Origin of the sequence: Macrococcus sp. S115, from assembly GCF_030067655.1 — a bacterium.
Classification (GTDB): Bacteria; Bacillota; Bacilli; order Staphylococcales; family Staphylococcaceae; genus Macrococcoides; species Macrococcoides psychrotolerans.
Genome location: NZ_JASJES010000001.1, coordinates 78,702 through 100,721 on the forward strand (window position 1 = coordinate 78,702; position 22,020 = coordinate 100,721).

Sequence of the window (22,020 nt, forward strand, 5' to 3'; positions counted from 1 at the left end):
GTCATCTTTTTTGATTCTACTCATGTCTGACCGCTCGTGTCACGACCTATTTTGCATATTCAACTGCGCGCATTTCTCGCACAACAGTTACTTTTATATGTCCAGGATATTGAAGCTCTTCTTCAATCTGGTTTTTAATATCTCTTGCGATACGATGTGCTTTTAAATCATCGACTTCTTCAGGCGTCACAATGATTCTAATTTCTCTACCTGCCTGAATCGCAAATGATTTCTCTACACCATCATAGCTTTCAGAAATTTCTTCCAGACGTTCTAAGCGGCGTACATAATTCTCAAGTGTTTCACGTCTGGCACCTGGGCGTGCTGCACTTAATGCATCTGCTGCTGCCACAAGAATAGAAATAATATTGTCTGGTTCCACATCTCCATGATGTGAATGAATTGCGTTAATTACGGTTGGATGTTCACGATATTTCTTCGCAAGATCTACTCCGATTTCAACGTGCGATCCCTCAACTTCATGATCAATCGCTTTTCCAATATCATGTAAAAGTCCCGCACGCTTAGCGAGCGCAACGTCTTGTCCTAGTTCTGCAGCTAACATACCAGAAAGGTGTGCAACTTCTACGGAATGTTTCAGTACATTCTGTCCATAACTCGTACGATATTTCATTCGTCCAAGTATCTTCACGATATCAGGATGCAGATTATGTATACCAAGTTCAAACGTTGCAGCTTCTCCTGCTTCTCGTATGATTTCATCCACAGATTTTCTTGCCTTTTCAACCATTTCTTCAATACGACCTGGATGAATTCTTCCATCAGACACTAAAGATTCAAGCGCTGTTTTCGCAATTTCTCTTCTAATTGGATCAAATCCGGATAAGATGACCGCTTCTGGTGTGTCATCGATGATAAGATCTACACCTGTTAGCGTTTCCAATGTACGAATATTACGACCTTCTCGGCCAATTATTCTACCTTTCATCTCATCATTTGGAAGGTTAATTACAGAAACTGTAGATTCAGAAGTATGTTCAGCAGCCAATCGCTGTACAGTCGTAGCTAGAAGCATTTTCGCTTTTTTATCAATATTCTGCTTTGCTTCCTGCTCTTTCTCTTTTACCATGACTGCAATATCATGCGTCAATTCTTCTTCAACCTGATCAATAATTTCTTGCTTCGCTTCTTCTTGTGTCAGTCCGGAGATGCGTGTTAATTCTTGTTCATGTTGTGCTATGATTCCTTGAACACTTTGCTCTAACGCATCTACATGCTGTTGCTTTTCTTCAATTTTAGATTCTTTTTGTTCTAAAAGATCATCCTTTTTATCTAAAAGGTCACTTTTACGATCTAAGTTTTCTTCTTTTTGAAGGAGTCTTGCTTCTTGTCTCGCTAAGTCTGAACGTCTTTCCTTATAATCTTCTTCCAGACGATCATTACGTCTTTGATATTCTTCCTTCGCTTCAAGAAGCTTCTCTTTCTTAAGACTTTCGGCTTCTTTGTTAGCCTCAGTAACGATAAAATCTGCAGTTGTTCTTGCCTGAATCTGCTGATTTGTTAATACGTTCTTCGCAACAAAATAACCGATTGCAACACCGATTATGATACTAAGCAAAATGAATAAGAGGATAGTTAAGCTCACATAAACACCTCCTTATTTGCTTTTATATATCAATAAAACATTATATGAAGTATATCCATATAAATTAATTGTACGTTTATGAGTTATACTCGTCAAGCTGTCATCCTCATTAAATATATAAATTTACATCATTTTACTCAAATTGTTGTATGAAATTTTAATTTGTTACAAATTTACCATAATATAAATCTGATATTCACTCTCGCATGTAAACTAAGTTCATAATGACGAAAATTTATCTATAAAAAACGAACGATGTTAAAAATAAATAACATCATCCGCTATAAAATCGGGAGAGGCACTACGCTCCTCCCTTAGGCTGTTAACTATTCTAACTCATCGTCGAATAACTTATCTTCTACTGGCACTTCTTCTTTCTGTGCTGACGCCTCTTCTAACGAAGCACCGACACCCATCGCCTTACGAATCTTCTGATCGATTTCGTCACGTACTTCTGGGTTTTCTTTCAGATAAGTCTTAATATTTTCTCGCCCTTGACCAATACGTTCTCCATCATAAGAGTACCATGCCCCTGACTTTTGCAGCACTTCATATTCTGCACCTAAATCAACGATTTCTCCTTCACGAGAAATACCTTTACCGTACATAATATCAACTTCTGCTACTTTAAAAGGAGGTGCAACTTTGTTTTTAACGACCTTAATCTTTGTTCTATTCCCTACAATTTCCTGACCTTGTTTCAATTGTTCTGCACGTCGTACTTCGAGACGCACTGAAGAATAGAATTTAAGCGCACGACCACCTGGAGTCGTTTCTGGATTACCGAACATTACACCAATCTTCTCACGTACTTGGTTGATGAATATTGCAATCGTATTAGACTTAGATATAGAACCTGATAACTTACGTAACGCTTGAGACATAAGACGCGCTTGAAGTCCCATATGCGAGTCTCCCATCTCTCCTTCAATTTCCGCTTTAGGTGTTAAGGCTGCAACTGAATCGACCACAATAATATCTACCGCACCACTTCTGACAAATGCTTCTGCAATTTCCAGTCCTTGTTCACCATGATCGGGTTGAGATAAGTAAAGATTTTCGATATCTACTCCAAGATTCTTAGCATATACCGGATCAAGTGCATGCTCAGCATCAATAAATGCGGCAACTCCACCTTGGCGCTGTACCTCTGCGATAGCATGTAGTGCCACCGTTGTCTTACCTGAACTTTCAGGACCATAAATTTCTATAATACGACCTTTCGGGTAACCACCGACACCAAGTGCACTATCTAATGTAATAGAGCCGCTTGATACTGTAGAGACATTACGGTCAGTACGGTCTCCTAACTTCATTACTGCACCTTTCCCAAATGATTTTTCCATATTTTTAATAACTGTGTCTAATGCTTTTTGTCTTTCACTCATATATATCCTCCTGAAGATCAATTAATGATTGTATATTGAACTATTAAATATTCTTTAGCTGTTATTTACTACATTTAATACTATACGCATTAATGTTAAAAATAGCAAGTAAAATGCGAACGTCTGTTTGTATTTTTTGTGTAATAATTAAAAAATAAGAACGTGTAAGCGTTTTTATTCCAGTGATACTTGAGAAAATTGAAAAATGACACGTTTAAAATTTAATTATTGTAATAAAAAACATTTAGTATTTTTAGTATACTAAATGTCTTTTATGCTACTTTGAATTTTTAAATACATCGCGTCCGTGATAAAAATATTCAATTCCAGATAATACAGTGAAGAATACTGCGACATACATGAGAAGATAGCCACTGTTAAAACCTGTCCACTCTGAAAATGGTTCATTAAGTAACAGTAGTGTCATCGCAAGCATGGTTACTGCGGTTTTAATCTTTCCTAATTGTCCTGCAGCAGAAACGAACCCTTGCTCAATCTGTAAAAGACGCAGTCCAGTAACTGCAAATTCACGTGCAATAATAACGATTGCCACCCATGAAGGTATCGCATCAAGCTCGACTAATGCTATTAGACCGCTTGAAACAAGTAATTTATCTGCTAATGGATCTAGAAATTTTCCCATATTCGTTACGAGCTGCCATTTACGCGCCAAATAGCCATCTATCCAGTCCGTCAGCGAAGCAAAAATAAAAATTAATGCTGCAATAAACTGTTCGATGCGCATTACTTCAGACCCAAGCACAGAAATATCACCCATATTGAAATCTACGAGTAAGAATACTAGGAATATCGGTATTAAAAGTACTCTAGCCACTGTAATTTGATTTGGTATATTCATTTTATTCATCCTAACTCTATTTTTTTGAAACTTTAAAGAAATAAGTTCGCGTGATAAGATTCTCTGTTTCCTTTGGAACCGAAACTTTCTGGTTATTTATATAGATATCTGCTGAAGTAGAATTACCTGAAATAATTGTTACTTCCTTGGCATCCTTATCAATGTTGAAACTCTGTTCTTTAATTTCATTGTATACATAGTTCTTGTTCTTATCATCAAATACCTGTACCCATGTCGGCACTTTAGAAACGATCTTCACGGTCAGGGGTTGCTGTGACTTAACTTCATAGGTTAAATTACTACCATCAAAGTTTTTATATGTCAGACTTGTTTCAGGTTTCACCTGCGTTTTAACAGCTGGTTCGTCAGCCTTTGATATAGTTTCTTGTTTCTTCTCAACAGGGATGTTACGTGAAGGATTGAGAGATGCGGGTTTAAACGTCTCATCTTTATTTGTAAAGAGCAGTTGACTGAGTATCCATATGATGAAAAGAATACCTAAGCTCGCTATAATGATATAAAACAATTTACGCGTTGAATGATCATTCTCTGTAATATGCGTCGCCTTTAAAGTGCCTATTGCTTCTCTAGCCGATTTTTTTTCGACTGGAAGTTCTGATTCATGCTGTTTAATCAATTCTTTCCCATTAAGATTTACACAACGTGCATATTTTTCAATGAAACCTCGTGTATAATCTGGATTTGGCAGGTGTTCGAAATTATTCTTCTCAATCATTTCAATATATTTTTTTTGGATTTTAATTTTCTTTTCAAGGTCGATTAATGTCATACCAAGAGATTCACGTTTAGATCTTAAAATTTGTCCAATTTGTTTCATTAAAGTGCTCCTTTATTAAAAAAATCCAAATTCATCGTTATCAAACAAATTATTTTTAGATAATTGTTCATAAGTAATTTCTTGAGTTTCAGTTTCACGAATCTCAATAATATAATCAAAATCTTCTAATGTATAATCGGTTTTCTGTACAAATAAATCAGGATGTTCAATCACTTTCGTTGCAGGCAGTGCCATCACTTCACGAATTAGATCCAGATGCTCTGGCTTTTGTCTGATTGATAGCGCGCCATCTATAATGTAAATATGACTGTCATCATATTCTCCTTTAAATAAAGAATTACGCACTGTCTGCTTAATCATTGTCGAAGAAATAAATAACCATTTCTTATGTGCACATACACTTGCTGCGACAATAGATTCCGTCTTCCCTACACGCGGCATTCCTCTAATTCCAATCAATCGATGCCCATCCTCTTTAAAGAGCTCTGCCATTAAATCGACCAGTATTCCCAGTTCTTTACGAACAAAGCGAAAAGTATTTTTCTCATGGGTATCTTTCTGTATATACTGCCCATGGCGCACTGCGAGACGATCTGTCAATCTCGGTTCGCGCAGCTTAACGATTTCAATATCATCAAGTTGACTGATAATATGCTCGAATCGTTTTACCTTCTCAACATCATCTGTCTTAATGAGCAGTCCACGCTTTCCCTGGTCAACACCATTAATCGTAATAATGCTGATTCCAAGTGCACCTAGTAAACTTGATACATCTCCTAGAAGACCCGCACGATTAATCACTATCTCATATTCAAGGTACCATTCCTTTTTTAAAGTTTGTTCCATTCGCTTCCTCCTATATATACCAGCCACCATTGATCCGTATTACAGTGCCTGTTGTCGTATGGGCATACTGGTGTAGCAGAGTGCGTACACAATGGCTGATTTCTACCGGCTGTACACATTTTCTTTGAGGAATCTGTTCAATGATGTCCTGCACATCATCTCCAAGTGCATCCGTCATCTTTCCGGCAACGAGGCCCGGTGCAATAATGTTTGCGGTAATGTTTGTTTGTGCATATTCTTTAGCGATAGATTTTATAAAGCCGATTTGTGCCGCTTTGAAACCACTATAGATACTTTCCATGCTACTACCTGTTTCACCCCATATAGAACTAATTACAATAATTCTACCATTATTTCCTTGTAATAAGCCACTAGAAGTATATTGAACGCACTTCACAAGGTTAAAGAAATGAATCGCGTACTGTTCATGAATTTTATCATCTGTGACATCACGAAGTTCTGAAAAATAGGACTTACCAGCAACATAGATTAAACCATCAAGATGTGCTGTCATCCATGTTTCAAAAGGATTCTTTTGTAAAGGAACCGATAAGTCAAGCTGTAAAAAAGAAATTGCCTGTCCAATAAACTGTTCTTTCAACTGCGTAATATCTGCACTAAAGTACTGAGCGATGACTTCATGTCCATCCAATAGCAAATCTCGTGTAATCTGACTGCCGATATCTCCGCTCGCTCCAATAACCATATATTTACCCATTCGGTAGCATCCTGCTATCTGTAATTGAGGCAGATGCTATCGCTGTTTTATACGTTGATATACAGTCCTCGAGTTGTAACTGATTGAGTATCGGTAATAAATCAAAGAGAATGTCTCCATTGAAGAAATAGCGTGTAAACTGATTAGCAATATATTCAGGACTATTCATACTGGAAACATATTCACCTATTGTCTGTTTTATCAGACGTCTAAAGGACGCCTCATCATTCAGCATTTCAAAATGATTCAGCTGTAATAAAATACGTTTCTTCAGTTCTTCAATATTATCAGTTGAACCGGCGATCAATATATGAGAAAAAGTAGGTTCAATAATAAAACTATACCCAAACGTGTCATCGATGAGGTGTTCATCTAGTAGCGATTGATAAAAATCAGTCTGCTCTCCAAATAAAAGATCTAATGCAAAAAGCATTTCCATTTCAATTTTCATATGAGATTCATGTCGATGATGAACATTCGTCTTAATACCAAGCATCAACTTATCCTTTTGTATACTTCCCTTTGATTGGATCATCGGTACATACACATCCGTCGGTTCATCAATCTTCATAAGTTCGGCTGGAACGTATTTATCTCTTTTTGTACCTAAACCATTAACATATTGGTACATTTCCTCGGGTGCTACATCTCCTACGATAAACATAACCATGTTCTCCGGATGATAAAAGGTCTCATAGCATTGATATAAAGTAGTGTCAGTAATTTCAGAGATACTTTCTATCGTACCCGCGATATCATATTTTACGGGATGATGATGATACATCGCATTTAAAGTCTGATAATAGAGCTTATAGTTGGGCTGGTCTTGATACATCTTAATTTCTTCAGCAATGATACCCACTTCTTTGTGCACACTTTCTGGCGTAAAATATGGGGTATCAAGCATATGCATTAGTAGCTTGATATTTTCTTTGAGACTTTCGACAGTCGTAAACAAATAGCTCGTTCGGTCATACGATGTAAATGCATTAGCAGAACTGCCATGCTCAGAAAATTCATTGAACATGTCTCCGTCCTCTTTTTCAAACATCTTATGTTCAAGAAAATGTGCAATCCCTTTTGGCATATGTATCAACTGGTCATCGAGATAAAAATCATTATGTATAGAACCATATTTAGCGGTTAAAGTAACATAGGACTTTTTAAACCCTTTTTTAGGTATGATAAATAAATCAAGACCATTATCAAGCTGATATTCATAAAGTGATTCATCTATAGAACGATAGTATGTTTTCTTCATTATTGCACCTCACTCACTAGACAATATATTGTGTGAAAATATCCAGTTTTCGCTAAATCTATGATGTCAGCCTTTGTCACAGCTTGAATACCTTCAATCCATTCTTCCTGTGATATTTCAGACCCAAATGTATTAGAAAAACTTGTTTCCACAAATCCTTTCGGACGATCCGTTGACTCAAGTCGGCTGTTGATAATCAGTCTTTTTGACAAATCTACCATCTTTTCTTCAATCTCACCACTTTTTATCATTTCAAATTGGTTTTGAATCGTTTCGATTGCACGTGCTTTATTTTGTTGATTTACACCTGCAAGTACATACAGCAATCCACTGCGCGCATCAATCTGGCTATGTATTTGATAAGCTAGACTCAATTTTTCTCTAACGTTCATAAAGAGCATACTGGACGCATCTCCACCAAAGAGATGATTCAATACGATAAAGCTGAAGTACGATCTGTCTGGATGATGCACTTCAAACTTCATACCTATATTAAGCCGCGCTTGTGTGGTATCGATTGTTTCCTCAACATAATTTGTCTCTTTATTCGATGTAGGTCTGCTGTCATTTAAAGTTACCGTTGAAGAATTGAGCTGTATATATTTTTCATAAAGTGATTCAATTTCTTCTGAGTCGATTTCACCTACTGCATAGAAATAAATTTCATCTTCTTGTTTCATCTTCTGAAAGGTTTGATACAACGCTCTGCCATCAATATTGTCCAGTTGATGCTCATCGCCAAAGCTTGGTAGTCGGTTCGGGTCCTCCGGAAACATTGTGTGCAGCAACTGATAAAATCCATATTGCCCAATATTTTCTTTTATCGCCAAAAATTTATTCTTTAATAAGCGTTTTTCTTGATTCACAAGCCGTGTATTAAAAGCCTGATTCTGCACATTCGGGAAGTATAGTACTTCGTGTAATAATTTAAAAGCTTCTTCAAGTAAGTTTGTATCTGTTAAATATTTATCGTTAACAATATCTACACCTAAAGTGATGACATGTGCATTGTTCTGTTTTAAAACAGAGCTGTATAAATTTGCCCCATACAGTTCTGATAGATGATTCATCATCTCTATTTCTGTAGGATACTTCTGTGAAGTTTTCTGCATTAACTTTGATAACACACTTCTTGCTGTCATTGTAGATTCATCAAGCGGTGCTTTAAATTTAATTACGAGCGATATCGTCTTAAATTGAGAAGTATTTAAATAATTAATGTGATGTGACATGTGATTCACCTAATCTTTCTTTGTACGTCTTATTTTAAACTTGACTTGACTCGATTTAAAATAATTCATCGAATAAAGTACAGGATCATGATTATCGTTATAATGAATCTGTTTGAAAAGGAGTAAACTATCATCAGGCACACAATCCAGCGCATTAGAAATATACGGCTCATAGCCGATTGATTCTATCTCAGTCGTAGCATAGCTGATGGCTAACCCTGCATCCATAAGTGCATCAAATAATGACCGTGAATTGATGCCGCTATCCATTTCAAAGTTCATCATATCAATTTTATCCAGACAATAAACAACCGGGGTTTCATCGGCAGTACGAATACGCTCGATAACCGTCACTTTTCGATCATCATCTATACGCAGCACACTTTTATCATCTAGCGACGGTTGTTCAATGTCTTGGCTGATAATGAGGGTGCCGGCTACGTAACCTGCTTCTTCAATCATAGAAGTAATACTCTTTAGTTCATCAACCGGATAGTTGAATGGGGGCTTCTCTTTGACAAAATAACCTTCCTGAAAGTGTTCAGTTATAATTTGCTCAGTTATAAGTTCATGAAATGCGAGTTCAATAGCATCACGTGATATATTTAACTGTCTTGAAATCTCATATTGAGAGGGTATCGGTTTATGACTATTGAAATCTCCAGAATATATCTTTGATAGAATCCAGTCCTTCGTATAGACAACTTCATGATTTACAGACAATATTACCGCTCCTATTCTTCATTTTGTTCTATTAAAACATTTCTTGGTTTACTTCCCGTAGCGGGACCAATTACTCCGTTTGCTTCCAGTTCATCAATTAAACGTGCCGCTCTATTGTATCCAATTCTAAACTGTCTCTGCAGTAAACTGGCTGAAGCTTTCTGTTTTTCGATTACAAATGCATATACTTCCTGATAAAGTTCATCTTCTGAATTAGCTTCGCTTTCTTTTACGTCTGTAGGCGTCATCTCTTCAACGTAATTTGCAGACTGCTGTCTTGTAACAAACTGAACGATAGCTTCTACTTCAGCATCAGATAAGAAAGCCCCTTGTATACGCGTCGGTTTAGATTGCCCATAAGGTAAATATAACATATCTCCTTTACCGAGCAGTTTCTCTGCACCTTGACTGTCCAGAATCGTCCTTGAATCAACAGCACTACTTACACTAAACGCAATTCGCGAAGGAATATTTGCTTTAATTAAACCTGTGATTACATCTACAGATGGGCGCTGAGTAGCGATGATCAGATGAATCCCCGCCGCACGCGCCATCTGTGCTAGTCGCATAATGGCTGCTTCTACATCTTTACTTGCCACCATCATCAAATCAGCTAGTTCGTCAACAATGACTACTATATATGGAAGCTTCGCATTCTTTTCGTTCATCTCCTGATTCTGTCTTTCAAGATACGCATTATATCCTTTTATATTTCGTGTACCAGTATGGCTGAATAAATCGTAACGACGTTCCATCTCACCAACAATCTTCTGCAGCGCCTGAGCAGCTTTCTGAGGATTCGTGACCACTGGCGTCAGTAGATGCGGTATACCATTATAGACGTTTAATTCGACCATCTTAGGATCGATCATCATCAGCTTCACTTCGTGAGGCTTCGCATTCATAAGTATACTTGTAATTATACCATTAATACACACCGACTTACCGCTTCCGGTTGCACCAGCCACAAGTAAGTGTGGCATCTTGTCAAGTTCTGCAGTGATCGCTTCTCCTGAGATATCTCTTCCAAGCACAACCTTCAGCTTATTATCGTTTACAGGAGATGCTTCCAGCACTTCTCGTAAGGTGACCATAGAGACCGACTGATTCGGGACTTCTATACCAACTGCCGATTTGCCAGGTATCGGCGCTTCTATACGGATATCTTTTGCAGCAAGTGCGAGCGCGATATCGTTATGTAAATTGACGATTCGACTGACTTTAACTCCCATAGCAGGCTGTACTTCATATTGGGTAACAGCTGGTCCAATCCTAATTTGACTCACCTTTGCATTGACCCCAAAATTCTTTAAAGTCGTTTCTAAAAGTTGTCCACGTTTTTTTACGTTCTGCATATTGTTCTTTGCTTTTTCAGCAGCAGGATGTAATAAAGTAATCGGTGGGAGCTTATAATTCGGATTCTCATCTTCTGTTGTTGCACTTGTATGTTCCACTGTTTCAAGATCCATATTACCCATCTTAGATGGTACATCTTTACTTGTACTTATAAACGCTTCAGCTTCCACAAGATCTTCATTGTTATCAAATTGCTCTACACTGTCATAAATTGGGATATCCTCAGCATCTTGAGTAAGCACAGGGAGGTCAGACACATCGATGACCTCATTTTGTTGTGTGTTCCTGTCCTTTTTTGCATAGTCTGTAACTTTAGCCATTAACAGGCGTAGATATTTCATGAGCCACAGGAATGTTTTTTCGGCAGCAAGACGAATAGATCTTCCAAGAATCAGCAATGTACTGATGGTTATCATCAGTAGCGATAATAAAAGTGAGCCAAATGTACTGATTAATGTACTGAACACCATATCATACAGATAACCTATGATACCGCCACCAAAAAAATGAATACCTGAATGAGATTGAAGCTCATAAATTGAATTAAATAACGGCACGATGGGCTTACCATTTAACATATGCTCTATAACCTGTAAAAATGAAGGTAGCGCTACAAGCATCAATAACCAGCCATTAACGCGACGATTCAGTGGTATCATCTTTTGATTGACGGTGTAGTATATCGTCACTAAAAGAATCAGTATGTACGCATAAAACCGTGCACTACCCGTAAAGTATGTAAATAGACTGTCAATGCCTACGCCAATGATTCCAAATTGAAATATGGCGGCAAAGATAAGTCCAATAATCAAAAGAGCAATCAAATAACGATAGGGTATATTATCCTTCTTCTTTGTATTACGTTTTTTCTTACGTGTTTTCTTCTTAATAGCCATACTGACACCTACCTTACTAAATAAATAAACAAGCTATTAATAGCTTGTTTATTTATAATTTAAATTTCTGAAATTACAGGAATGATCATCGGACGGCGTTTCGTATGTTCATAGAGCAGCTTGCTCAGCTTATCACGCATTTCCTGCTTAATTTCAGCCCATTCAATTTTATTTTTAGTCAAACCATCCTCTACAATAGCTCTAACCTTTTCTTCAGCTTCTTTGAGAAGATCCTCACTCTCACGTACATAAACAAATCCTCTTGACTGAATTTGAGGTCCTGCAGCGATGGTACGATTTTTTGGATCGATCGTTACGACAGCAATAAATATACCATCTTCACTCAGAAGGCGTCGGTCTCTTAATACGATATTGCCGACATCTCCAACACCAATACCATCAATCAAGACATTACCTGCTGTTACCTTTTCGTTCGCAAGCATATACTCACCGTCAAAGTTCAGACAGTCCCCCTTTTCTAATAAGAAGATATGTTCAGGCAGTACACCTGCTTCAGCAGCAAGCTTCGCATGAGCAATCTGCATCTTAAATTCACCTTGAACTGGAACAAAGTAAGTAGGTTTCATTAAGTTGAGCATCAGTTTAAGCTCTTCCATACATCCATGTCCAGAAGCATGAATCTTCTTATTAGTAGGTATGACTTTCGCACCTGCTTTAACAAGATGATTAATTGTAGAGCCTAATATGACTTCCATATTAGATGAAGGTGTCGTCGTAATAAATACTGTATCCCCTTCTTCTATATTCAGTATATTATGTCTATTGAGCGCCATCTGTGCAAGTGCCTCTATCGGTTCACCTTGAGTACCAGTCGAAATAATGATGACTTCATTCTTAGGATACTTCTCCACATCTTTGATTGGTATCAGCAATTGTTCTTTTATATCAAAGTATCCCAGCTTACGTGCCGTATTAAACGAACTTTCTAATGATTTACCTAGAAATGATACTTTTCGGTTATTTCTAGCTGCACTGTTTAATACTTGCTGTATTCTAATGAAGTTCGATGCGTAGCAGGAAACAATGATACGTCCATTTGCTTTTGCAAATTCATCATTGATATGACTTTCAATGACATTTTCAGGTGTATTGTAACCCGGTTTCTCAGCTTCTGTGGAATCACTGATCAGCATAAGTACACCGTTATCACCAATTTGACCCATCTTTGTAATATCTGGTCTATAACTTCCGGATAAACTTTGATCAAACTTAAATTCACCAGTATAAACAATTGCACCATGTGATGTATGAATCACGATACCAAGGCTATCTGGAATACTGTGTGACGTACTGAAAAATGATACGTTCACATTTTTAAAACGCATAATCGAGTCATTATTTACAGTATAGTACTTAATCTTCTTATTTATATTTGCTTCTTTCATTCGGTCTTTAACAAGTGCAATCGTCAGACGTGATCCATAGATAGGTGCATCAATCTGATTCATAATGTACTTTAAAGCTCCAATTGCATCAACATGTCCATGCGAAAGGAATATTCCTTTTAATTTCGCCTTATTTTCAATGACATAGTTGATATCTGGTATAACTACGTCTATTCCAAGCATCTCATCTTCAGGAAACATAAGTCCTGCATCAAGCATAAACATTTCATCGTCTACTTCAACGATGTACATGTTCTTTGCTATTTCACCTACACCACCAAGGGGTGTCATCTTTATATGTTCATTATCTTTTTTTACTAGATTCAAAATAGTTCCTCCTAAATTCTACCCGTTCAATTCATACTTCTTATATTATAAGCTAAATATAGACAATTTAACAATAAAAAATGCGTAAGCCTCTATAATAAGGCTTACGCACATCTGCTATTATTTTTCTAATTCCATCTTAAATTCGCCACCAGCTACTGTATAGTGCTTTAATGTTAGCCCTTCAGATGCATAGCGATCTGTATCCCCTTTATAAAGTACAAGCTGCACAGGTGCATTTGTTGTCTCAACTTGTTTGAACGCTAATCCCACATCTTCGCTTGTCGTTGACACATGTACAGTTTCATCTTCAATTCTAAAACGTCCTTCTGCTTCAATTTCTGAACCATTCACCTGAATTTTATCAAATACCATAGTTACATCTCCTTGTTATATAGTCATTCATATTATACATTTTTAGCAAGGATTAATCTATAGAAACCTAGTATATTCGGTAACTTGCATACGCTTTCTTAAAAACCTGCAGCGCTTCATTTACCTCTTCTAATGTAACAGCCATTATTTTTTCTTCCAGTTCATGTATATCATATATCTTATTGTAAAGCAGTATGCTCTTACCCATATGCTCCATAATGGACCCATCATAATCTAGATTCATATATAAATTTGTTACAAGATAATGTTTCGTTTTTAAAAGCAACGATTCTTCAATACCTGCTGCAAGCTGCTTGTGTATAAGATGAATCTCTGCCATACATCGTTCTATGTTTTTTGCGTCAGTAGCGAAGTATGTATAAAGAATCCCACCTTCTTCATAAGCATCGACCGATGAATATAATGCATAGCATAACCCTAGTGCTTCCCTTAACCTTCTGAATAGCAAACTCGTCATACTGCCACCATAGATATTATTTATAATCTCATAGCATGTACTTTTTTCATCCAGATAGCTGATCCCTCTATGCGCCAGTATAACATGTGCTTGTTCCATACTTTCTTTATGATGCGTAAGATGAATCGTGTTCATTTTAAATCTTTTCAGTGGGCGTATCACTTTGTGAACAGAGTTAAATTGCTCAAAGTAATCCTTAATAAAATGATAATCAGTTCCAACGTACGACAAGATCATATTATCTGGCTGATAAAATTTATGATAAAACGCTTGAAGCATTGTCTGAGTAATATTATTAACACTGTCAGCCGTACCAAGAATCGGTGTGTTAAATGCAGTGCCTTCAAGTAACGCGCTTTCGAACTGCTCAAATGCACGTTCTTCATCATCATCTTCGATCATCTTTATCTCTTCTAGAATGACCTGACGTTCTTTTTCAAGTTCATCATTCGGGAATGTAGCACAGAACACCATTTCTTTCAGCAATTCAATGGCAACACGTTCAAATCGCTTTAACGTCTTAATCGAATAACATGTATATGTCTTAGTCGTATAGGCATTGACTTCTCCACCAATTGCATCAATTTTATCTGATAATGCTTGAAATGGAAACTGCTCCGTTCCTTTAAACACCATATGTTCAATAAAATGTGCGATACCTGCTGGATACCCTGCCTCATCCGATGTGCCCACTTTAATGTAAAGTCCAATATGAACGACCTCTAATTTTGTTTCGTGATATGCAAATGTCATATCATTCTTAAGTTTAATATGCTCCAAATAATCTCCTCACTGACAAATCAAATAAAAAGGTGAGACATATCGCCTCACCTTAATAATCTACTTTTCTTCTGATGCTTTCTTCTCTTCTTCTAACAGCACTTTACGTGATGCATTTACGCGACCTTGTTTATCAATCTCAGTGACTTTCACCAAGAACTGATCACCAAGCTTCACAACATCTTCTACTTTGTTTATACGTTCTAAAGCAATTTGCGAGATATGTACGAGCGCATCTTTACCTGGGAAGATTTCAACAAATGCACCGAACTTCTCGATACGTTTTACTGTTGCCATATAAATTTGGCCAACCTCAGCTTCACGTACAATATTTTCGATCAACTTCTTCGCCTCTTCTATCATTGATGCATCACTTGAACCGATGAAGACTGTACCATCTTGTTCAATATCAAGTTTAACTCCTGTTGCATCGATAATTTCGTTAATTTTCTTACCACCTGGTCCGATAACATCACGAATCTTATCAGGATTAATATGAATAATTTCAATTTTAGGTGCGTATTGGCTAAGTTCTGCTCTTGGTTCAGAAATTGTAGATAACATATGTTCCATAATATGCAGACGACCTACTCGCGCCTGCTCTAATGCTTCACGTAAGATATCTTCTGTTAACCCGTTAATCTTAATGTCCATCTGTATTGCTGTGATACCTTCTTTTGTCCCTGCAACTTTAAAGTCCATATCACCAAGTGCGTCTTCCATACCTTGAATATCAGATAGAATCGTATAATTATCATCTTTTGTTACAAGACCCATTGCAATACCCGCAACTGGTGCTTTAATTGGTACACCAGCATCCATCAAGGCGAGCGTAGAACCACAGATTGATGCTTGTGAACTCGAACCATTTGATTCTAAAACTTCAGATACAACACGAATTGTATATGGGAATTCTTTTTCATCTGGAATGACTTGCAATAGCGCACGTTCACCTAGTGCACCATGACCAATTTCACGACGACCTGGTGCACGAATTGGCCCTGTCTCACCTACAGAGAAATTCGGGAAGTTATAGTGATGCATGTAACGTTTCTCTTCTTCTACGCCAAGACCATCGATAATCTGATGTTCACCTAATGCACCTAATGTTGCTACAGATAGGGCTTGAGTCTGTCCACGTGTAAATAGACCAGATCCATGTACACGAGGTAAAATGCCGACTTCTGAATCAAGCGGGCGAATTTCGTCTGGGCGACGTCCATCCGGACGCACTTTTTCTTCTGTGATAAGACGACGCACTTCTTCTTTGATCAGTGCATCGAACTTCTTGTTCACTGCAGTGATAACAGCTTCACCTTCACCTTCAAAAGCTTCGATGACCTTTAATTTGATTGCTGTAATATTTTCTTCACGTGCAAGCTTCTCCTGAGTTTGAATCGCCTGAGATAGTCCAAAGCTTTCTGATAATTGCTCTACCTTCGATTCTAAGGCTGTATCCGTTTCAACAGGTACAAACCTAGACTTTACAGGTTGTATCTCATCAATGATCGATTGCTGGAATTCAACAAGTTTCTTAATTTCAGCATGACCGAACATGATTGCTTCAAGCATCTTATCTTCCGCTACTTCTTTCGCACCCGCTTCAACCATGTTGACCGCATCAAAGTGACCTGCAACTTGTAAGTCCAGAACAGAAACTTCACGCTGCTGAACATTAGGATTTATGATGAGTTCTCCATCAACTAAACCTACGTTCACACCTGCGATTGGTCCTTCAAATGGAATATCTGAAACCGAAAGTGCCATAGATGAACCGATCATCGCTGCCATTTCAGGTGAATTATCTGGGTCTACACTCATAACCATAGAAATGACCTGAATATCATGACGGTAACCTTTTGGGAATAATGGACGAATCGGGCGGTCAATCAATCGTGAGGTCAAAGTAGCATCCTCACCTGGACGGCCTTCACGTTTGTTGAATCCTCCAGGTATCTTACCTGCCGCATATAATTTCTCTTCATAATTGACCATTAATGGGAAGAAGTCCACATCTCTAGGTTCTTTACTTGCTGTCGCCGTTGATAATACTACCGTATCCCCGTAGCGTACGAGTACTGCACCATTTGCTTGCTTTGCTAACTGGCCAGTTTCAATAATTAATGGACGACCTGCCCATTCTGTTTTAAAAACTTTCTTTTCTTGAGACATGTATGTATCTCCTCTCTCACATATATCCTTAATCATAACATGACAATTCATATTATGTCATAAATCGCATAAAAAAAACGAAAGAAACATAGGTTTCTTTCGATAAAATTAGAATTAACGACGTAATCCTAATGATTTAATTAATTCACGGTAACGTTGAACATCGTTCTCACGTAAGTAAGTTAATAAGTTTTTACGACGACCTACCATTTTTAATAAACCACGACGTGAATGGTGGTCTTTTTTGTGTGTACGTAAATGCTCGTTTAACGCATTGATTTCTGCTGTTAAAACTGCGATTTGTACTTCTGGTGATCCTGTGTCAGTTTCATGTACACGGTATTGTGCAATGATTTCATTTTTGCGTTCTTGTGAAATTGCCATTGTTAATAGCCTCCTATAAATTTAATTGACACCGTAACCTGAGCATAAAGTCGGAGTGATCTATAAGCCAAGGAAAGGTTCCTCGTTATTATATCATGAATCAATAATTAATCAAGATGAATGTCATTCAATATTTCAATTGCCTGTGCTTTATCTGCATTTATTTGTGTAATCAGACTATCAATACCATCAAACTTCTTTTCAGCACGTAAAAATTCATACCATTCAATTTCAACACGTTCTCCATATATTGAGTCTTTGAAATCAAAGATATTCACTTCTATCGAAACTTGCTGTTTTTCAGGGTCATGGAAGGTTGGTTTTACCCCCACATTACAGACGCCTTTATATATTTTACCAGTCTGATCGAGCTTCAGCGTAACGGCATACACACCTAAACGTGGCAATACAAAGTTTTCATTCGGCTCAACATTTGCCGTCGGAAATCCAATTGTACGTCCACGCTTTTCACCTTGAACAACAAGACCAGTAATTTTATAAGGTCTTCCAAGTTGTGCATTCACTGATTCAATATCGCCATGAATCAGATCTTTACGAATTAAAGTAGTAGAAACTTTCTCGTCAGCTAGCGCATGTCTTTCTACAGTCGTTACATTGAAACCATCTTTATCCGCTTCAAGTTTAAGCATATTTCCTTTTCCATATTTACCATAAGTAAAATCAAAACCAGCTACAACTTCTTTTACATGATTTTTAGTGAAATAATTCGAGATAAAGTCATGCTCCTCCATTTGAGCGAGCGAAGAAGTAAACGGCACGATAAATAAATAATCAATACCCATCGCTTCTAATATATGCTTCTTCTCCTGCATCGGCGTCAAATAATCTGTGCGTTGTTTTTCAGGATTTAAGACGACAGAAGGGTGAGGGTCAAACGTCATCACCGCTTTTTTCAGTCCTTTATTCTCAGCAATACATATCATGGTTTCAATGACCTTCTGATGTCCAGTATGAATCCCATCAAAGAAACCAATTGCAAGGGCACATGGTTCGTGATCATAACATTGCTCTATTGGATGTATCATTTCAATTGTTTTCATAGCTATCCCCTAATTAAATACTTTTTTAGCTTTGATCAAACCTGGATGCTTCTCATCCGGTATGAAAATTGCTATTACCTTATCATTGTACGTCATCACCGTCTCATCTTCAATCGGCGGGCTCATCTGACGTAACTTTTGGCCATACATAATCTTGACGGATGTCGGCTCATCGACAGCGACATGCCGCATATGGGCAAGACCCGCCTCTATCGGTTTGAGAAGCTCAGCTATCGCATCATAGGGTACTTCACGTAATTCATCTATTGTAATACAGTCTTCAAGCTTAAATCCACCACTCTCCGTTCGTGTCAAATCTGACATATGACCAATAGTACCTAGACTATCTGCTACTTGAGTGGCAAGCGTTCTAATATATGTCCCTTTACCACATGCGACTTCAATATTGAATATACATTTACCATCAATAAAACGAACAGCACTTGTACGTATTAATTCATAAATCTCCACTGTACGTTCTGGACGCTCAACCTCAATTCCTTCACGTGCATATTCATACAATTTACGTCCTTTTACCTTAACCGCGGAATACATCGGAGGAACTTGTCTAATTGAACCCGTTAGTTGAAGTAACACCTCATCGACCTGCGCCTCTGTATACATTCCCTCTTCAATCGATGCCGTATTCACAACCTCACCATGAGCATCTTCAGTCGCCGTCTGAACGCCGAGGGTCACCTCTGCAATATAACGTTTACCACTCTGCATCACATAATCACTGATACGCGTCGCCTTACCGACACAAATCGGCAATACGCCATCCACTTCAGGATCAAGTGTCCCCGTGTGACCGACTTTCTTCGTCCTTAAAATTTTACGTAGCTTAAACACCACATCATGACTCGTCATCCCCCGCGCCTTATTAATACCGATAATGCCATCCATAAAAAAACACTCCTTCAGTAAACTCTAAAATAGTTTACATGAAAAAGTGTGATTGGTCTATTTATCTCTATTTAATTCCGCAATCATACGCTCGATTTTATTACCATAGTCAATGGACTCATCATATTTAAATTTTAAGTCAGGTACAATACGTAAATCCATACGATGTGCGATTTCTGATTTAATGAATCCTTTAGATTTCTCCAGACCTTCTAAAGATTTCTTACGCTCCTTCTCTTCTCCAAGCACCGTTACATAAACCGATGCTAGACTTAAATCACCCGTAACCTCAACTTCTGTCACTGTTACAAAGCCGACATTCGGATTCTTTAGCTTCTGATTGATAATTTCACTGATTTCTTTCTTCAGCTGTTCACCAACTCGTTCACTTCTTAAACTCATATACTTCACCTCTATACTTTCGATTACTTTTATTATAAGGATTCAAACTGCTGATTGTCAATTTTTGCGTTTTTGTATTTTGCTTAATTTTTAGAAAATTTTAAATATTGTGTTGACATCTATGTCATTTTACTTTAAATTTGTAACATACAAAAAAACAGGAAGGACAGATGATGATGAATAACAGACATTTACAACTTAACAACATTATTATTATTATCGGTCCGGACTGGAACTGTAGGTAGATTACACTACTTATAAGTTTAAGTCCTATTTCACATGAATAGGACTGGGAACGATGTCCTATTCAGGGCATCGTTTTTTTTGTTTGTAAAATTAAGGGAGGATTTATATGAGAAGTAATATGATCAAAAAAGGACCTGAACAAGCACCGGCCCGCAGCCTACTGCACGCAACGGGACAAATTAAGTCACCAGAAGATATGAATAAACCATTTATTGCAATCTGCAACTCATATATCGATATCGTCCCTGGACATGTTCATCTAAGAGAACTTGCAGACATCGCAAAAGAAGCGATTAGAGAAGCAGGTGGCATACCGTTTGAATTTAATACGATCGGTGTTGATGACGGAATCGCTATGGGTCATATCGGCATGAGGTATTCTCTGCCGAGCCGTGAAATCATAGCTGACGCAGCAGAGACAGTTATCAATGCCCACTGGTTTGATGGTGTCTTCTATATTCCGAACTGCGATAAGATAACACCTGGCATGCTGCTCGCTGCTGTAAGAACGAACGTTCCTGCTATCTTCTGCTCAGGAGGTCCGATGAAGGCAGGATTATCCGCTACCGGCAAGGCACTGACATTATCTAGCATGTTTGAAGCGGTCGGTGCGTTCAAGGAAGGTACACTCACAAAAGAGGACTTTCTTGATATGGAACAAAATGCATGTCCGACATGTGGTTCTTGTGCTGGTATGTTTACTGCAAACTCCATGAACTGTCTGATGGAAGTGCTCGGACTTGCACTCCCCTTCAATGGTACTGCACTTGCCGTCAGTAAAGAACGTAGAGCACTGATCAGAGAGAGTGCGTTTAAGCTGATGGATCTTGTCAAACGTGATATCAAACCGAAGGATATCGTAACAAAAGAGGCAATCGACGATGCATTTGCGCTGGATATGGCGATGGGTGGTTCCACAAATACTGTTCTTCACACACTCGCACTTGCAAACGAAGCGGGTATCGACTATGACTTAGAGCGTATCAACGAAATAGCTGAAAAAACACCCTACTTATCGAAGATTGCACCAAGTTCTTCTTACTCCATGCATGATGTACATAACGCAGGGGGTGTACCTGCAATCATCAATGAACTGATGAAGCGTGAAGGAATTCTTCATCCTGACCGCATGACAGTTACTGGTGCTACTCTACGCGACAATAATGCTGCTCACACAATACAAAATGAGGAAGTCATCCATACACTGGATAGCCCTTACAGTGAACACGGCGGTCTTTCGATGCTTCATGGTAATATCGCTCCACTTGGAGGGGTTATCAAAGTAGGCGGTGTCGATCCTTCTATACAGACGTTCACCGGTGCAGCCATTTGTTTTGATAGCCATGACGAAGCGGTCGCGGCAATCGATAACCATACAGTACGTCCGGGCCATGTCGTCGTTATAAGATACGAAGGTCCAAAAGGTGGTCCAGGGATGCCTGAGATGCTTGCCCCTACTTCATCCATCGTCGGACGTGGCCTCGGTAAGGAGGTCGCCTTGATCACTGATGGAAGGTTCTCAGGTGCAACCCGTGGTATTGCAGTCGGACATATCTCACCTGAAGCAGCGGCTTTGGGACCTATCGCACTCATTGAAGATGGAGATATGGTCACCATCGACCTTGTGCATCGTACGCTGAACGTCGATGTAACAGATGATGAACTAAAGCAACGTAAGGCACACCTACAACCTTTTAAGGCAAAAGTTAGATCTGGATACCTCGCACGTTATACAGCACTTGTCACAAGTGCTAATACAGGCGGTGTCATGCAGATACCAGAACATCTATTATAAGGAG

At 38.2% G+C, this 22,020-nt stretch carries 19 protein-coding genes; 1 reads left to right on the forward strand and 18 read right to left on the reverse strand.

From position 1 onward, the window contains the following. Positions 1–46: 46 nt before the first annotated feature. The 18 genes from rny to rbfA form a co-directional block, all read right to left on the reverse strand. On the reverse strand, positions 47–1,606 hold the full coding sequence (rny, locus tag QNJ52_RS00485) for a ribonuclease Y (protein ID WP_219494695.1): 1,560 nt from the start codon (positions 1,604–1,606) through the stop codon (positions 47–49). A gap of 326 nt (positions 1,607–1,932) precedes the next feature. After that, complete coding sequence (recA, locus tag QNJ52_RS00490; RefSeq protein ID WP_219494694.1) at positions 1,933–2,994, reverse strand: recombinase RecA; 1,062 nt, start codon at positions 2,992–2,994, stop codon at positions 1,933–1,935. A 277-nt stretch (positions 2,995–3,271) separates the two neighbouring features. Beyond that, positions 3,272–3,853 (reverse strand): CDP-diacylglycerol--glycerol-3-phosphate 3-phosphatidyltransferase, encoded by a 582-nt coding sequence (gene pgsA, locus QNJ52_RS00495; protein ID WP_219494693.1) that lies wholly within the window; start codon positions 3,851–3,853, stop codon positions 3,272–3,274. A gap of 16 nt (positions 3,854–3,869) precedes the next feature. Beyond that, complete coding sequence (locus QNJ52_RS00500) at positions 3,870–4,691, reverse strand: helix-turn-helix domain-containing protein (RefSeq protein ID WP_283721619.1); 822 nt, start codon at positions 4,689–4,691, stop codon at positions 3,870–3,872. Positions 4,692–4,706: 15 nt separating this feature from the next. Next, positions 4,707–5,498 (reverse strand): YmfK family protein, encoded by a 792-nt coding sequence (locus tag QNJ52_RS00505; RefSeq protein ID WP_219494691.1) that lies wholly within the window; start codon positions 5,496–5,498, stop codon positions 4,707–4,709. Positions 5,499–5,508: 10 nt separating this feature from the next. Beyond that, positions 5,509–6,216, reverse strand: a complete 708-nt coding sequence (locus QNJ52_RS00510) for an SDR family NAD(P)-dependent oxidoreductase (protein WP_219494690.1) — start codon at positions 6,214–6,216, stop codon at positions 5,509–5,511. Then, on the reverse strand, positions 6,209–7,477 hold the full coding sequence (gene yfmH / locus QNJ52_RS00515) for an EF-P 5-aminopentanol modification-associated protein YfmH (RefSeq protein WP_219494689.1): 1,269 nt from the start codon (positions 7,475–7,477) through the stop codon (positions 6,209–6,211). Before yfmH ends, QNJ52_RS00510 begins: the two co-directional genes overlap by 8 nt. After that, positions 7,477–8,709, reverse strand: a complete 1,233-nt coding sequence (yfmF, locus tag QNJ52_RS00520) for an EF-P 5-aminopentanol modification-associated protein YfmF (protein WP_283721620.1) — start codon at positions 8,707–8,709, stop codon at positions 7,477–7,479. The genes yfmH and yfmF overlap by 1 nt, the downstream gene beginning before the upstream one ends. 9 nt (positions 8,710–8,718) lie before the next feature. Next, a complete protein-coding gene (locus tag QNJ52_RS00525; protein WP_219494687.1) occupies positions 8,719–9,432 on the reverse strand; it encodes a GntR family transcriptional regulator in 714 nt (237 codons plus the stop codon). 11 nt (positions 9,433–9,443) lie between these two features. Further along, positions 9,444–11,684 carry an FtsK/SpoIIIE family DNA translocase gene (locus QNJ52_RS00530; protein ID WP_241427499.1) on the reverse strand — a complete coding sequence of 747 codons (2,241 nt, stop codon included), beginning with the start codon at positions 11,682–11,684 and terminating at the stop codon, positions 9,444–9,446. A 59-nt stretch (positions 11,685–11,743) separates the two neighbouring features. Further along, positions 11,744–13,417 carry a ribonuclease J2 gene (gene rnjB / locus QNJ52_RS00535; protein WP_219494686.1) on the reverse strand — a complete coding sequence of 558 codons (1,674 nt, stop codon included), beginning with the start codon at positions 13,415–13,417 and terminating at the stop codon, positions 11,744–11,746. Positions 13,418–13,537: 120 nt separating this feature from the next. Beyond that, positions 13,538–13,792: a hypothetical protein gene (locus tag QNJ52_RS00540; protein WP_219494685.1), complete on the reverse strand. Its 255-nt coding sequence runs from the start codon at positions 13,790–13,792 to the stop codon at positions 13,538–13,540. A 67-nt stretch (positions 13,793–13,859) separates the two neighbouring features. Beyond that, complete coding sequence (locus QNJ52_RS00545) at positions 13,860–15,050, reverse strand: M16 family metallopeptidase (protein ID WP_219494684.1); 1,191 nt, start codon at positions 15,048–15,050, stop codon at positions 13,860–13,862. Positions 15,051–15,110: 60 nt separating this feature from the next. After that, positions 15,111–17,222 carry a polyribonucleotide nucleotidyltransferase gene (gene pnp / locus QNJ52_RS00550; RefSeq protein WP_219494683.1) on the reverse strand — a complete coding sequence of 704 codons (2,112 nt, stop codon included), beginning with the start codon at positions 17,220–17,222 and terminating at the stop codon, positions 15,111–15,113. Positions 17,223–17,336: 114 nt separating this feature from the next. Then, positions 17,337–17,606, reverse strand: a complete 270-nt coding sequence (rpsO, locus tag QNJ52_RS00555) for a 30S ribosomal protein S15 (protein WP_015912457.1) — start codon at positions 17,604–17,606, stop codon at positions 17,337–17,339. A gap of 107 nt (positions 17,607–17,713) precedes the next feature. Further along, positions 17,714–18,667, reverse strand: a complete 954-nt coding sequence (locus QNJ52_RS00560; RefSeq protein WP_219494682.1) for a bifunctional riboflavin kinase/FAD synthetase — start codon at positions 18,665–18,667, stop codon at positions 17,714–17,716. 9 nt (positions 18,668–18,676) lie between these two features. Then, complete coding sequence (gene truB / locus QNJ52_RS00565) at positions 18,677–19,573, reverse strand: tRNA pseudouridine(55) synthase TruB (protein ID WP_219494681.1); 897 nt, start codon at positions 19,571–19,573, stop codon at positions 18,677–18,679. 57 nt (positions 19,574–19,630) lie between these two features. Beyond that, on the reverse strand, positions 19,631–19,975 hold the full coding sequence (gene rbfA / locus QNJ52_RS00570; protein ID WP_012656768.1) for a 30S ribosome-binding factor RbfA: 345 nt from the start codon (positions 19,973–19,975) through the stop codon (positions 19,631–19,633). Positions 19,976–20,327: 352 nt separating this feature from the next. Between rbfA and ilvD the strand changes: the two genes are divergently transcribed. Next, entirely contained in the window at positions 20,328–22,016 is a 1,689-nt protein-coding gene (gene ilvD / locus QNJ52_RS00575; protein WP_219494680.1) for a dihydroxy-acid dehydratase, read from the forward strand. Positions 22,017–22,020: the final 4 nt, after the last annotated feature.